General features: G+C 65.7%; 15 protein-coding genes and 1 pseudogene. 10 read left to right on the top strand and 6 right to left on the bottom strand.

Features of this window, described 5'->3' with window-relative positions; all coding sequences use genetic code 11:
- Positions 1-126: 126 nt before the first annotated feature.
- Positions 127-966 carry an AMIN-like domain-containing (lipo)protein gene (locus LDL49_RS49520; RefSeq protein ID WP_225301926.1) on the bottom strand — a complete coding sequence of 280 codons (840 nt, stop codon included), beginning with the start codon at positions 964-966 and terminating at the stop codon, positions 127-129.
- A gap of 202 nt (positions 967-1,168) precedes the next feature.
- On the opposite strand from LDL49_RS49520, the gene LDL49_RS49515 reads away from it, so the two are divergent.
- From LDL49_RS49515 to LDL49_RS49505, 3 genes are read left to right on the top strand one after another with little or no spacing between them, the layout of a single operon-like run.
- The gene (locus LDL49_RS49515; RefSeq protein WP_225301925.1) at positions 1,169-2,101 is read left to right on the top strand and encodes a universal stress protein; all 933 of its coding nucleotides are present in this window, start codon (positions 1,169-1,171) and stop codon (positions 2,099-2,101) included.
- 3 nt (positions 2,102-2,104) lie between these two features.
- Entirely contained in the window at positions 2,105-2,437 is a 333-nt protein-coding gene (locus LDL49_RS59520) for an ATP-binding cassette domain-containing protein (protein ID WP_372470700.1), read from the top strand.
- On the top strand, positions 2,434-2,865 hold the full coding sequence (locus LDL49_RS49505; protein ID WP_225301924.1) for a pyridoxamine 5'-phosphate oxidase family protein: 432 nt from the start codon (positions 2,434-2,436) through the stop codon (positions 2,863-2,865). The genes LDL49_RS59520 and LDL49_RS49505 overlap by 4 nt, the downstream gene beginning before the upstream one ends.
- Here the strand turns inward: LDL49_RS49505 and LDL49_RS49500 are convergent.
- Positions 2,846-3,535, bottom strand: a complete 690-nt coding sequence (locus LDL49_RS49500) for a CBS domain-containing protein (RefSeq protein WP_225301923.1) — start codon at positions 3,533-3,535, stop codon at positions 2,846-2,848. The two genes, LDL49_RS49505 and LDL49_RS49500, sit on opposite strands and share 20 nt — an antisense overlap.
- A gap of 532 nt (positions 3,536-4,067) precedes the next feature.
- On the opposite strand from LDL49_RS49500, the gene LDL49_RS49495 reads away from it, so the two are divergent.
- A complete protein-coding gene (locus tag LDL49_RS49495) occupies positions 4,068-4,925 on the top strand; it encodes a universal stress protein (protein ID WP_263656516.1) in 858 nt (285 codons plus the stop codon).
- Between the two features lie 56 nt (positions 4,926-4,981).
- A pseudogene (locus LDL49_RS49490) lies at positions 4,982-5,221 on the top strand (ISAzo13-like element transposase-related protein); the annotation flags it as partial.
- A gap of 234 nt (positions 5,222-5,455) precedes the next feature.
- On the opposite strand, the gene LDL49_RS49485 reads toward LDL49_RS49490, so the two are convergent.
- Both LDL49_RS49485 and LDL49_RS49480 read right to left on the bottom strand, forming a co-directional pair.
- A complete protein-coding gene (locus LDL49_RS49485; protein ID WP_225301921.1) occupies positions 5,456-5,698 on the bottom strand; it encodes a CBS domain-containing protein in 243 nt (80 codons plus the stop codon).
- A gap of 113 nt (positions 5,699-5,811) precedes the next feature.
- On the bottom strand, positions 5,812-6,474 hold the full coding sequence (locus LDL49_RS49480; RefSeq protein WP_225301920.1) for a helix-turn-helix domain-containing protein: 663 nt from the start codon (positions 6,472-6,474) through the stop codon (positions 5,812-5,814).
- 101 nt (positions 6,475-6,575) lie between these two features.
- Here LDL49_RS49480 and LDL49_RS49475 point away from each other — a divergent pair, with 101 nt between their 5' ends.
- Together LDL49_RS49475 and LDL49_RS49470 are read left to right on the top strand one after the other, a co-directional pair.
- Positions 6,576-6,944 (top strand): universal stress protein, encoded by a 369-nt coding sequence (locus LDL49_RS49475; protein WP_225301919.1) that lies wholly within the window; start codon positions 6,576-6,578, stop codon positions 6,942-6,944.
- Positions 6,945-6,971: 27 nt separating this feature from the next.
- A complete protein-coding gene (locus tag LDL49_RS49470) occupies positions 6,972-7,442 on the top strand; it encodes a rhodanese-like domain-containing protein (protein ID WP_372470699.1) in 471 nt (156 codons plus the stop codon).
- A gap of 83 nt (positions 7,443-7,525) precedes the next feature.
- Here the strand turns inward: LDL49_RS49470 and LDL49_RS49465 are convergent, their stop codons facing one another.
- Positions 7,526-8,209 carry a CBS domain-containing protein gene (locus tag LDL49_RS49465; protein ID WP_225301918.1) on the bottom strand — a complete coding sequence of 228 codons (684 nt, stop codon included), beginning with the start codon at positions 8,207-8,209 and terminating at the stop codon, positions 7,526-7,528.
- Positions 8,210-8,394: 185 nt separating this feature from the next.
- Here LDL49_RS49465 and LDL49_RS49460 point away from each other — a divergent pair, with 185 nt between their 5' ends.
- Both LDL49_RS49460 and LDL49_RS49455 read left to right on the top strand, forming a co-directional pair.
- Entirely contained in the window at positions 8,395-8,598 is a 204-nt protein-coding gene (locus tag LDL49_RS49460) for a hypothetical protein (RefSeq protein WP_225301917.1), read from the top strand.
- Positions 8,599-8,781: 183 nt separating this feature from the next.
- Positions 8,782-9,228: a site-specific integrase gene (locus tag LDL49_RS49455; RefSeq protein ID WP_225301916.1), complete on the top strand. Its 447-nt coding sequence runs from the start codon at positions 8,782-8,784 to the stop codon at positions 9,226-9,228.
- Between the two features lie 1,124 nt (positions 9,229-10,352).
- Here LDL49_RS49455 and LDL49_RS49445 read toward each other — a convergent pair.
- A complete protein-coding gene (locus LDL49_RS49445) occupies positions 10,353-11,333 on the bottom strand; it encodes a TniQ family protein (RefSeq protein ID WP_225301914.1) in 981 nt (326 codons plus the stop codon).
- A gap of 731 nt (positions 11,334-12,064) precedes the next feature.
- On the opposite strand from LDL49_RS49445, the gene LDL49_RS49440 reads away from it, so the two are divergent.
- Positions 12,065-12,733, top strand: a complete 669-nt coding sequence (locus LDL49_RS49440; RefSeq protein WP_225301913.1) for a nucleotidyltransferase domain-containing protein — start codon at positions 12,065-12,067, stop codon at positions 12,731-12,733.
- The last annotated feature ends 132 nt before the right edge of the window (positions 12,734-12,865 follow it).

The raw sequence follows: 12,865 nt of genomic DNA, 5'->3' as shown, positions 1-12,865 counted from the left end.
TCATCGTTGTCACCGACCCCGACGGCGTGCCCGACCTCGACGATCTCGCCGCGCACCTGCGTGCGGACTCGATGCGCTCACGGCTCCAACGACTGCGGGATGGAGTCCGACGGCCCGGTCGGGTGCTCACTCTGCCCCGTCGAGTCGTAGATCTTGACCCCACTTGATCAGTGGGAACTGCTTGAGCGTCGGCCTGATCTGGTTGGTGATGGTGAAGGTGGATCCGCCGCTGGTGACGCGGCCGGTCAGGTACACCCGGGCGACACCGTTCTTGACGGTCAGTTTGCTGAAGCCGGTGGCCTTGGACCTGATGAAGCGCAGCCCCTGCGCGCGCTCGGCCTGAGTGGGGCCGGCGAACAGCCGCTGCAGCGCGCCGAAGGCCGTCGCCGGAGGGATCACCGGACGCTGCACGGCCGTCGTGTACGGCCTGCGGCCGGTGTTGTAGTTGGCGGTGTTGAGGAAGTACTCGTGCACGGGCACGTTCCGGTAGGGCGTGGCGATGTCCACGACGACGCGGCTCGGCGCGGTGAGCGTGTAGACCCGGTACGGCACGCGCTTGGCCAGCCCCACCCCGAAGGTGAGCGTGGCCTCGAAGTCACCGGTGTTGACGACCTGGATGACGCCGGGCAACGCGTACGTCCTGCGGCTCGGCCCGTAGGTGACCTTGCCGCGGCGGTTGTGGCCGTCGGCCTGGTCGAAGCGGATCTGCAGCAGTGCGCTGCCGACCGCGTTGACCCTCTGCCCGGAGCCGTCGGCGATCAGTTTGGACACGTAGCGGACATCGCGCTGGGCGGGTAACCGGCCGTGGAACTCGAAGACGAGCCGGTCCAGGCCGTGCTGGTGCGCGGCTCGGATGCCGACCAGCATGGGCGGGACAGCATGCTGAGCAGCCTGCGCCGGTACGGCCGGCAACCCGGTGACACTGACCACCATCGCGGTGGCGATGAGGGGGTGGATCGAGAGCATGATCACCATCTCTTTCCGATGAGTGCTCCTGATTTCAGCCTGATGCCTGCCATCGCCGGATAACACCGGCGGACATCCCAAACCCTGCGGACCTTCGGTCAGATCAGGGACGAAAGTCCCGGAGAAGACGAGAGGAACGACTCTAAGCCGCACCGCATGCTCGGACGACGGTGGAAGTGACAGCGCCCGAGCGGAGGCAATCATGAGGGATCAGCTGGGTGTGGTGGTCGGCTACGAGAAGTCGCCGTCAGCGCAGGAGGCCCTGCGGTGGGGCGCGGCGGAGGCGGCCGCCAGGAAAGTGCCGCTGACAGTGTGCCGCGCATGGGAGTGGCCCTACCACGAATGGCCGGGCGAACTGGTGCCGCTCGAGTTGGAACGCCGCCCGGCGCAGCGGCTGCTCAAGGACGCCGCCGCATGGGTCGGGCGCCACTATCCGAAGGTGCCGCTCAACACGCTTACCGACCGGGGCCTGCCGGCCGTGATCTTGACCGATCTGTCCAGGGACGCGGAGCTGATCGTAGTGGGCACTCGCGGCTACGGAGCACTCGCGGGACTGGTCGCGGGCTCGGTGAGTGCTCACGTCGCGGCGCACGCCTCCTGCCCGGTGATCGTCATGCGCGGGGACCCGGACGAACGCGACGCACACGAGGTGGTGGCCGGCTTCGACGGATCACCGCAGTCCTTGGCCGCCTTGGGTTTCGCCGCCATGGAAGCGCATCGGCTGGCGGCCCCGCTCAAGGCACTGATCGCCTACCGCGAGCGAGGCGGGGAAGCGGGCATGCAGGAACCCCGCATCGAAGCCCAGGGACTCGCCTGGAATGAGCTCATCTCCTGGCAGCGCAGGTACCCCGAGCTTCAAGTCGATGTCGAGTTGGTCGACGAGCCCGCGCGCCCCGCGCTGCTGGAGGCGGCGCAGAAGGCGCGCCTGCTGGTGATGGGCGCCCGTGGCCTGGGGGAAGTCAGAGGGCTGCTGCTCGGCTCGGTGAGCCAGGCCGTACTGCATCACGCGCCGTGCCCCGTCGCCGTCGTGCACGCATCGCGAACGATAGCTTCGCTTTCCCGCCCAGATCGGGATGATCGGCCCTGTCTACCACCCGTTGCGGCATCGCCTGATCGGACCGATGGCCTGCGGTGAGCGATATGGGCAACGCCAGCGGGACGGTTCACCGTCGAACGGGGAGAGGTGTTCGCGGTGCTCGGGCCCAATGGCGCGGGCAAGACGACGACGGTGGAGATCCTGGAGGGGCACCGGGGCCGTGACGAGGGTCAGGTGTCGGTGTGGCCGCTGGACGCTCGCCGGGGCTGCGGTTCTCGCCGTCAGGAAGGGCAGGCAGTGTGCCGGCCATCCCGCTGTGGCGTGACGCCGCGTCCTGGTGCGGCAAGAAAGGGACCTTGGACCCTAGTCCCGGTGCCGTCGATACTCCAGGCTGTTACAGTGATTTTCAGTACGACAGGCGGTTCTGTGGCATGACTCGCCGTGACCTCAAAGAACTGTCCACGGCGGACTCTCTCCGGCTGCTGGCCAGCGTGCCGCTTGGACGGGTCGTGTTCACTCGCCATGCGCTCCCGGCCATACGGCCGGTGAACCACATCGTCGCCGACGGGCAGATCGTCATCCGCTCCAGCCCCGGCACCATCCTGAGCGCGGAACTCGCCGCCTTGGAGGTTGTAGTGGCGTTCGAGGCGGACGATCTGGATGTCGAGGAGCAGCTGGGCTGGAGCGTCGTCGTCACGGGCGTCGCCCGGCTGGTGAAGGATCCCGGGGAGGCGGCCCGCTACAAGGACATCCTGTACTCCTGGGTGGCCGGTGAGATGGATCAGGTAATCCGCATCCGTCCAGAGATCATCACCGGCTTCGAGCTGGTCTCGGACGAGAGGTTCACGGGCGATCCCAGATGACAGGCAGTTCCAGGATGTCGTCCTCCTGCCAGGTGAGGGCTTTCTGGACGTCGACGATCCCGTCCAGTCCTTCGGCCGCGCGGACGGCGGCGGCCGCCTCGCTGCGCTTGCCCGTGTGGCCGGACAGCGTGACGATGCCGTTGTGGACCTCGACGATGATCCCGTCGCGCTCATTCCACCGGGCATGCGATGGGATGCCTTCGACGACGCGCCGCCTGATCTCGTCATCGTCGCGCAGGTACATCCTGAGCAGATCCCGTCTGCTGACGATGCCTTGCAGCCTTCCCTCGGCATCGACCACGATCAGCCGTTTGACGCCGCACTCGTCCATGATGCGGGCGGCCCTGGCGGTCGAGGCGGATGGGGCCACGGTCACTGCGGGCGTGGTCATCAGGTCGGCTGCGGTATCCCCTGCAGCCTTCCTTCTCCCGCCCTCGACCTGACCGGTCATCCGCCGACGCAACCGGGCGCGCAGCGGCGGCTGGTAGCTTTCGCCGCAGTACTGCTCCCGGAACTCCTCCTTGCGCATCAGGTCTCCTTCGGACACCACACCAAGGACCTGCTCGTCGCCGTCCACCACGGGAACGGCGCTTATGCCATTCGCCACCAAAACCTCGGCGACGTCCTTGAACAAGGTGTCCGCCATGACCGAGGTGACCTGGGTGGTCATGACATCCCTCACTGTGATCCGCATCGTGGACCCTCCTTCCATCCTCCCTTCCATGAGATCGCCATCCGCGGCGCCATCGTAGGGACGAAAGCCCCTGCCCCTGCCTCCTTTGGAAACGCCGAAAGTCCCAAGTCAGCGCGGCTACCCTTGCCGGCCGAGCTGTGGCGTGTCCCGTGGATCTTTGGTGGTGGTTTGGTGTAGGTCGGCAGATGGAAGATCGCCCTGCATAACCATGATCAGACTGATGCCGAGTGGGAACGGCTGGCGCTGCTGCTGCCGGCCAACCCGCGGCAAGGCGATCAATGGGCCGCTCACCGAGTCGATGGGCCCATCACCGAACGGTCATCAACGGGAGATCCGCCCCGCCTCATGAGCGAGCCGGTGTCCAAGGACGTGAGCCAGGAGGCTCTGCCCGGTTTGGTGCGCGAGCCACGCGGGCAGCAGCGCGCTATAGGCTCGTTGTCAACTGAAACGACGAGTGATGTTCGAATCGGGGAGCCGGATGCCAGACGTTTCAGCGCTGCGTGTACTCATGGGGTACGACGGCTCCCCGGCGGCGAATGCAGCCGTCGGTGTTGGAGCGCTGTTGTTCCCTGGTGCGCACGCGTGGATCGTGTACCTGTGGACCCCACCGTTTGCCCGTGAGGACCTCCGCCGCCGGTTGTGGACCGGTACGTCGCATGTCAACGAGTTCGTGGAAGCCATCGAACGCGAGGGCCGGTGGGAGGCTGAACAGATCGCCGCGGTGGGCACCACGCTTGGCCGTGCGGCCGGATGGGGAGCTGAGTCACTGGTCGAGCGCAGTTACGGTGGTGAGGGATTCAGAGTCGCCCAGCTTGCGCTGGAGCTGGACCCAGACGTCGTACTGGTCGGCTCGCGTGGTCTGGGTGGCGCCAAAGCCGTGCTGGGCAGCGTTTCCGACATGGTCGTGCACTACAGTCCGAAGCCCGTGCTGGTGGCTGCGCATCCACTGCTCACCGCCGAACACGCCGCGCTGGCCACCGGACCGGTTCTCATCGGCTGGGACGGATCGGCCGGTGCGCACGGCGCCTTGACCGCAGTCGAACGACTGTTCCCGACCCGGGATCTGCTCCTGGTGTCCGTCAACGCTGACGGAACGACAGATGATCTGGACAGTTACACCGGGTCCAACAACGACCGCCAAGTGGTCCGACTGTCCGTGGACAGTCAGCACGGTACGTCCTCGCGCGCCGTGGCTGACACACTCGCCGGCCTCGCGCGGGAACGGCACGCGGCGCTGGTGGCAGTGGGCTCCCGCGGTCGTACCGCCATCCGTGAAATTCTGCTCGGCAGCGTGGCCATGGCGACCCTGCACCGCGCTTCCCGGCCTGTCCTGGTGGTGCCGTCGGCCGAGCGTGGCTCGGCATAAGGGATCGTTTTTACTAGTGCTGTGTTCCTCCATGGGAGTAGACGAACCATCGGCGTAGGGTCAAAGACTTCCAGGACAGCGACGATCCGGTGATCAGCGGGGACACCGAGAAGAAGGAACTCGTCGGCGAGTTCAAGAGCCTGGGCAAGGCGGTGCCGTACGGCATCTACGACCTGACCGCCAATGCGGGCTGGGTGAACGTCGGCACCGACCACGACACCGCCACGTTCGCGGCGGAGTCAATCCGCCGCTGGCGGAAGGGGGCGGGCGCCATCGCCTACCAGATGGCCCGGCGCTGAGGTCACGGTCGTGTCGGCCGCCGACCGTTTCCTGTTCAATCCGTCGCTCATCTGGCTGCCGTTCGGCAAGCGGCCCGCGGCCGACATCACTTTCCCGCTGGCGCCGACCTTCGGGATGCACGGCGTGGAGTTGGTGCACGCGGCGGCGACCGTGATCGACCCGGGCACGGCGTGTCACACGCCGTGGCCGGTCGCCGCTCGTGCACGTTTCGGGCGTGCACGTTTCGGCCGTCAGAGGTCGTCCTCGTCCCAGAGCAGTTTGTCCTGTACGTCCACGACACCGTTGACGCGGATTAGGGAACGGGCGATGAGCGAGGCATCCGAGCGGGTGCGGGTGCGTTCGTCGAGTGTGACGATGTCCTCGTCCAGTCGGGCGAACACCTTGACCAGATCGTGGCGGCTGACGACGCCGGTCAGCCGGCCCCGACCGTTGACAACGGGCAGGCAGGTGCCCGAGCCGGTGGCGATCGGCATCGATGTACGCGTCGTTGGTCCTTCTCTTTCTCGTTCGCGCCCCGCCGCCTGATCCAGGGCCGAAGGGAACCGCCCGCCTCGCACGAGCTGAGGGCGGGGCGGAATTCCCAGGGTCAGAGAGCGTGGATGCGGCGGCCCGTGACATGGCAGGGGACGATCCGGATGTACAGGTGGCGGTCGCCGCCCGCCCACGGCTCCACGTCGGTGCCGGGTGCCTCGTCCTCGGGCACATGGTGGGCAGGGCCTTGGACGAGCACGCTCCAGCCGGCTCGCTGTGCCTCGTCGATCCGATCCACCTCGAAGCCGATCTTGATCTCCACTCCGGTGAGCCCGGTCCGCAGGTCCTGGTCCATAGGACCGCCGTGAGCAGTACGGAACACGACGGCGCCGTCGTGGTATCTGTAGTTCACCGGCAACACGGTCGGCCCCTGAGAGCCGTTGAACGCTACCCGGCCGATGCCGCCCGGCGCGATCAGCCGCAGGCACTCCTCGGGGTCGAGCGTCTCCGGTGCCGGCGCGTGCATGACGTCACTGGGGCCGGGCGGACGGTCGCGGTTCCCGCCCAGCAGGTCCTGGGGCGTCGTCTCAAGCGCGCGGGCCAAACGGGCGATTGTGTTCGCATCCGGGGTACCCAGATGGCCCTCCAGGTACTGGACGTAACCGGCCGACATGTCGGCGCGGGCGGCGACCTGGTCAAGGGTGAGGCCCAGCTGGACACGGTGATGGCTGATGCGACGTGCGAAGTCGCCCTTGTTCGTTATGTCACTGTTCGTCATGTCACCGACGCTACGCACGGGCGACTGAAGGGGACAGGGTCCTTCGGCCCTGGCATGGCGGACCTCCGGCCCCTGCACCCAGCACGGGCGGGCACGGTCCGATGAGAGGTGGCGAAGGAGGACATATCACGATCATTGTAGGAGTGGATGGCTCCGTGACCTCGCGGGCCGCCGTGGAGTGGGCGGCCAGTGATGCCATGTGGATGGGGGAGCCGCTGCGCATCGTGCACGCGGCGGGCCGCTTTCCGTACCAGATCAGTGGATATCAAGAAATGCCGGACCGGCTACTCCGCGCGGAACGCAAGATCCTTCGCGAGGCTGAGGCGCTCGTCCACGAGCGCCAGCCCGCCGTCGAGGTCACCACGCAGGACATCGAGGGCACGCCCACCACGGTTCTGCGCGACCAGGCGAAGCAGGCCAGTGGGCTGATGGTCGGCAGCCGGGGCTGGGCGACCAGACCTAACTGCTGACCCACAAGGGCAAAGGCGTCCTCGTCGATCTTCCGCATCGACGCGGCCTCCGCCCGCTCGCTGATCGCGACCCACCCCGACGTCCTCGTCGTGGACGTCCGCATCCCGGCCGAATTCGAGTCCGCGCACATCGACGGCGCCATCAACCTGCCCCTCGACCAGGCCGACGACCACCTGCGACGTATCGTCACCGATGCCGGCGGCCGCATGTTGCTCATCTGCCAGTCTGGCAACCGCGCCGAGCGCGCCCGGACGGCACTCAGCGACACCGGGCTGTCCGACGTCGTGGTCCTGGACGGCGGCATGAACGCCTGGATCGCCACCGGAGCGCCCGTCAACCGCGGCTGGGCTCGCTGGCCGCTGGAACGGCAGGTCCGGCTTGCGGACAGCATCGTGCTTGCCGCGGTCGTGGCCAGCCTCTGGATCCCCGCCGGGGCGGCCACGGCGGCGCTGGCGGTCACCGTCGCGCTCGCGCTGCGGCAGGTCGCGGCTATATGAACGTGTCCCGGCGTCTAATGCCAGGCCGGGACACGTGATCGGGGGCCGTCAGCCGATTTACCATGCGCGGGACGAGCGACGTGTCAGGCTCCGCCCCAGACAGGCAGGTCGGCGATGTCGTTGTGCTTCCAGCTCAACTCGTCGCGCACGGCCACCACGCCGTCGATGCTCTCGGCGGCCCGGACCGCGGTGAGGGTCTGGCTGCGCTCGTCGCAGGTTCCGAACAGGGTGACCACGCCGTCGACCACTCTGACGTCGAGCTCGCCGCGCAGGGCCTCGCGTACTTGGCGCTCGATGTCGATGTCCAGACGCACGAAGACCTTGATCAGGTCGTGGCGGCTGACGATGCCGACCAGGTGGCCCTCGGTGTTCACCACGGGCAGGCGTTTGACGCCGTACTTGTCCATCTGGCGGGCGGCCACCACGACGGGGGTGTCCGGGGCGGTGGTGTGGGCGGGTGAGGTCATCAGCTGGCCGGCTGTCTCGCCGACCGACTTGCGGTAGCCGCTGCCCTCACTGCCGGCGGCGTGGCGCAGGCGGGCGCGTGGCGGCGGCCGGTAGTCGTCGCCGTAGTAGCGCTCCTTGAACTCCTCCTTGGCCAGCAGGTCAGCCTCGGAGATGACGCCCAGGACCTTGTTGTCGTCGTCGAGGACCGGTACGCCGCTGACGGTCCTGTTGATGAGCAGCTCGGCGACGGTGTGGAAGGACGCGTTCTGGTTGACGGCCGCCACGTCGGTGGTCATCACGTTCTCAACGGTCGTTCTCATGGTGTGCTCCATCCGGAAGTGGTCGACCCCAGCACAGCTCCGGGACCGCCGGGGAAGTAGGGCCGGAAGTCCCGCATCGGGCGGCCCTTGGTCCGGTGACTTAGGTCATAATCGTGCGGGCCGTTCGCCTCGGGCGCGCGAAGGCCGCAGGGGAGAAGCTCTGGTCATCACACGATGACGAGCGAATGCAGGTGATCGAAATGGCCGTACTCCTGGGGATGACGCGTACCGAGGCTGACCCGCTGAGCGAGACGTATTTCCATCGCGCCGCCGGCACGCTGGACGTTCATCGGATGGACGCGCGGCACATGTGCGCGTCTTGCGGATCCGCGTGGCCGTGCGCCCCCACGCTGGCGGCGGCGTTCGTACTCGACCTCCACACCGCGTGATTAACGTCCGCGAGCTCGACCCCTGTGACGCTCTGGAATGTTCGGGTGCCGGAGATGGATCATGACCGTCCGTGCGATCAAGGTCGGCCATGAGTGAGAGGACCGAGCTGACACCCGGGCTGAGGACCTTCGACTCTGGTGGGCCGCTCTCGGTGAAGAAAGCGTGGAAGCGGGCCGGGTCGAGTGCGGGCTACCCGCCGCGCCTACGCCCGGGAGACCGACAAGGACTCCCGCGGCGAGACCATCGCCATCCCACGCGGCAGCCACCCGCTGACCGACCCGGTCGCCGCCTGGCGCGACTGGCTCACTCAGCTTGACCAGGCCGGACACACCTCAGGGCGACTGCTGCGCCGGATCAACCGGCACGGGAGGATCGGTCCCTCGCTCGGCGCCGACGCCGTCAACACCATCGTCCGCGACCTCGCCGTCCGCGCCGGTGTCCCCAGCGCCGAAACGATCACGGCGCACAGTCTGCGTGCCGGCGGCGCCACCGTCGCTTACGCCGCCGGTGTCCCCGTCGCCGTCATCGCCAAGCACGGCCGCTGGGCCCCCGCCTCACCCGTGGTTTTGCGCTACATCAGGGCCGTGGACCGCTGGCGGGACAACGCCATGCGGAATGTGGGCCTCTGACCAGCTAATTTAGAAAGGCCTTGATTTAAACTGACTAGGCACACTCGGCGGAGTAGGGTTCCAGGAACGCGCACGTGAACAGGCAGGACAGGGCGTGGGAGTGTATCCGGCCGGCAACAACAGAAGCGATGGGGGGAGTTGGCCTAGCATTTGGCGCGCGATCACCTCTGGATGTGCGGGAAGTGAGGTGAGCGGTGCAGGCCGGGCCAAGTGATGCGTGCGGCGCCTACGAATCTCCTGAGGATCGACAGCGAACTCGATTTCGTCTCCAATCCACCTCAGCAGAGGATCTACCGAACTCCATTGCTGCGGCTGGTAAAGATACGAAGGCGCCACCGTGCGGACTAATTCGTCGAAGAAGCGGCCCCGACCCTCATCGTGTATGGCCAAGGATCGCCAGTGTGGCGTGGCGATCAGGCGTGTTAAGGCGATGACTTGCGGATAGCGCGAGGCCCGGGCGTACGGATCATTCAACCAAATACTCCTCCAGTCTGAGCGAAACACCGTCATGAGTCGCTGAAAATCCTCATCGAACCACCGCTTACGATGCCATTCAACAACGATGCGTGTGGCGATCTCATACCCCAACTCCATATCATGACGGCCTAGACGGCGCACCAGGCGCCGATGCTGCGCATTCGCCCGTACGATGCTCGACTGTCCCACAAGACTAGGTTGCTCCCGCGCCTTCCCCGCTTCCAACCAGCGGAAGTGCTGCACACACGCCATCTGCTCCTGTGGCAACCAGCACGTTATCGGCTCAGTAGAGCCACGTATCCGCTGGCAGCTCACACACGCTCGCCGTTGATGCCGCAAGGGTTCCTTTGGGTAGCGCTGTTCAAGGTCCGGCAGAGCCAGGAGCAGGTTGGCCTGGGATATACCTGTCACTGCGGACAATCGCTCGGGTGAGGTCGGAAAAATGGACCGATCACTGGCAGACAGGTAACGCTGTAACCCGCCGGGCGCCAATCGATTAGCACTGGCCAGCCGGGTGATGTAGGACTGTGTCGTCTCACGATGGAAGGGTCTGCAAACCAAAGGCAGGCGCGACGGCTTCACAAAGCGCTCGTTACTCATCCGACCCGCCACTCATCTGTCCTTCGAATCCCTGCACATGAAGACGATCACGAGTGGCTCTCCACCTCTTCGACAACCGGTGACATCGGCAGACACCGGCGCAACAAGGCCACTTTCTCGTCTTGCGGCACATCCGGCCACGGCCAGCTCTGCATGTCGATCCAGCGCTGCAACGGCGTGTTCAGATCCGGCCGACCATTCGTAACTCCGTACTCTGCAACCTGGCGGAAGAACCTCTCCCGCTCCGGGTCGTCCCCGACACTCAACCGCCGCCAATAGGGTGAGACAAGCACCCTGGCAAGGGTCACGACCTCGGGGTACATCGCAGCCGCGTCGCAAGCATGGGAGACGTTCCCGGTGCCTTCTTGCTGGCCGAAATATTCCCGACGCCTCCAGCGTGGGGTATCTGATGGAAAATGAGTCGACCAGTCCACTGCACGGATGGCTCCGTCGTAGGCTGCTCCTACTTCTCGATAACCGAAACGCCTGATCATACGACTATGTGCACGCTGAGCCCAGAGAATTTCAGGCAAACTCGACACGGAAACCTGATCGGCAGGCGATGTCACGTCGTCGCCAATCCATAAGCCATGGCGCAGACAAACATTCTCATCGGGTCGTCGCCACACTGTGACATTATCTTTGACTCCTTTTGCGGAGACACAAAGGCGGCACGCTAATAGCGCCCGATTTGGGCGGCCCGCCCTGGTGGTTCCCTCCAGATGGAGCCCGTGCGCTATAGGCAAGTGCATCCGCATCTCCGGCAGCCCATATGCCAGACATATCGGTGAGATCCCTGATACGGTCGCAAGCTGCTCCAGGCGCAGTCTGCGTACAGTTATATTAAGGTTGTTATATTCAGACGGAAAAAGCAGGCATGCCAAATCGCTGAGCGATATTCGATTGGCGCGCGCCAAACGCTCAAGGAAGGAGTTGACTGTTTCGGATTGTATAGGAGCTACGCGGCGCGGCAGTGGATGAGTGGCGGTATGGGGCCAGCCGGTAGGCAAACCGTCATTTCGCGGCATGATCGAGTCACCAACACTACAGGGTGTATTAGAAACCAGTCTAACGTCCTACATCCACGAGCCGGGAGGGGAACATCTCGTGCCCCTCATGATGCGGAGGCACGCCACAAGTTCTAACAGGCCTGTCTATCGGCAGCTCGGCGTCCGTCGCCTCCGGGTGCGAGCGAAGTGCCACGTCGGATGAGAACAGGCGCACTCCCTCACGCCACCTTGGATGAGAACCCGTGCCCGGCGCCAAGTGGATTGAGAAGGTGGCCATGATGCCACCTTGGATGAGAACCCGAAGCCCTCACTCCGAGAGTTCGTGCCATCTGCGTTGAGAGAGTCGCGTCGCCGTGCCAGGTATAACGAGAAAATGCCACCTACAGCGAGAAGTCACATGGCTAGTCCCATACTTCGCTGAGTCAGGACAACCACCAGGAACCCCGGCTCGCGGCTGTAAATCGAAACTTGTGGGAATTCCACCTTCTCGCAAGTTGCCAAGATCCTCCGCCACGCAACAGATCTGAATTATTGAATTTGAATTTCTAGAAAACAGAAAATGCTAGAGTCTGAGCGTGGCGACTGAGACGGGCGGACGCGAGAACCGTGCGGGGGCTCACCTCCAAAGAGGCGAGGAAGACCTCCTGATGTCCGGTCCCTCTGGAAGCGTCGCGTGGAGCCTGGCGGGCCCTTGGCTTGGAGTGCCGTGCGCGCTGACGACGGAGGCTGTGATCGTGCATGATTTGCCGATGGCGAGGATCGAGACTCCGTGGGGTCCCTGGGAGGCCGCGCCGCTTGGCGAGGTCGTCGCACTGATGCGCGGGCTGGCGGCGCCGTGGTGGGTGGCCGGCGGCTACGCCATCGAGCTGGCCGTGGGCCACGCGTACCGCGAGCACGGGGACGTCGATATCGCGCTGCTGCGTCGGGATCAACTCGCAGTGCGGCGGCTACTGGACGGCTGGGACGTACACGCCGCGGTCGTGCCCCAGACGCTGCGGCCATGGGCGCTTGGCGAGGTGCTGCCCGAGCAGGCGCACGACATCTGGGTACGCGAGCATCCGGACGGCCCTTGGCGGTTCCAGCTCATGCTGGACGAGGCCGACGAGGAGGATTGGGTCTACCGGCGTGACCCTCGGATCCGCCGCCCGCTGGCCGGATTGACCGTCGAACAGGATGGTTTCCGGCGGGTTGTCCCGGAGGTGCAATTGCTCTACAAATCCAGGGGGCTGCGGCCGAAGGACGAGGCCGATTTCGAGGCGGTCCTCCCGCTGCTGAGTAAGGGGCAGCGGCGCTGGCTGGACGAGGCGCTGGAGACCGAGCACACCACACATCCCTGGCGCGAGCGCCTTGCGCCAGATGCGCCAGATGCGCCACATATGCCAGATGACGTGCGGTATTTCGGTGGTGGTGCGTCGTGAAGTCGCGCGAGGCCGCAGAGGCCGCGGCCTTGCCCGGCGTCTTCGTCACGTCGGTCTCTGACGGGTCAGGGGGTTCCTCGAACGCCACGTTCATTGAGAGACGGGCGGGCGGGCGGCGATTACGGTTCGCCT

Origin of the sequence: Nonomuraea aurantiaca (assembly GCF_020215705.1) — a bacterium.
Taxonomy (GTDB): Bacteria; Actinomycetota; Actinomycetes; order Streptosporangiales; family Streptosporangiaceae; genus Nonomuraea; species Nonomuraea aurantiaca.
This window is presented reverse-complemented; position numbering and strand designations above follow the sequence as displayed.

What these genes read in the sequence shown, in the direction of transcription:
- LDL49_RS49520 (WP_225301926.1), bottom strand. Translation starts at nt 966, where the DNA reads ATGCTCTCGATCCACCCCCTCATCGCCACCGCGATGGTGGTCAGTGTC.
- LDL49_RS49515 (WP_225301925.1), top strand. Translation starts at nt 1,169, where the DNA reads ATGAGGGATCAGCTGGGTGTGGTGGTCGGCTACGAGAAGTCGCCGTCA.
- LDL49_RS49505 (WP_225301924.1), top strand. Translation starts at nt 2,434, where the DNA reads ATGACTCGCCGTGACCTCAAAGAACTGTCCACGGCGGACTCTCTCCGG.
- LDL49_RS49500 (WP_225301923.1), bottom strand. Translation starts at nt 3,535, where the DNA reads ATGACCACCCAGGTCACCTCGGTCATGGCGGACACCTTGTTCAAGGAC.
- LDL49_RS49495 (WP_263656516.1), top strand. Translation starts at nt 4,068, where the DNA reads ATGGGGTACGACGGCTCCCCGGCGGCGAATGCAGCCGTCGGTGTTGGA.
- LDL49_RS49485 (WP_225301921.1), bottom strand. Translation starts at nt 5,698, where the DNA reads ATGCCGATCGCCACCGGCTCGGGCACCTGCCTGCCCGTTGTCAACGGT.
- LDL49_RS49480 (WP_225301920.1), bottom strand. Translation starts at nt 6,474, where the DNA reads ATGACGAACAGTGACATAACGAACAAGGGCGACTTCGCACGTCGCATC.
- LDL49_RS49475 (WP_225301919.1), top strand. Translation starts at nt 6,576, where the DNA reads ATGAGAGGTGGCGAAGGAGGACATATCACGATCATTGTAGGAGTGGAT.
- LDL49_RS49465 (WP_225301918.1), bottom strand. Translation starts at nt 8,209, where the DNA reads ATGAGAACGACCGTTGAGAACGTGATGACCACCGACGTGGCGGCCGTC.
- LDL49_RS49460 (WP_225301917.1), top strand. Translation starts at nt 8,395, where the DNA reads ATGCAGGTGATCGAAATGGCCGTACTCCTGGGGATGACGCGTACCGAG.
- LDL49_RS49445 (WP_225301914.1), bottom strand. Translation starts at nt 11,333, where the DNA reads ATGCCGCGAAATGACGGTTTGCCTACCGGCTGGCCCCATACCGCCACT.
- LDL49_RS49440 (WP_225301913.1), top strand. Translation starts at nt 12,065, where the DNA reads ATGGCGAGGATCGAGACTCCGTGGGGTCCCTGGGAGGCCGCGCCGCTT.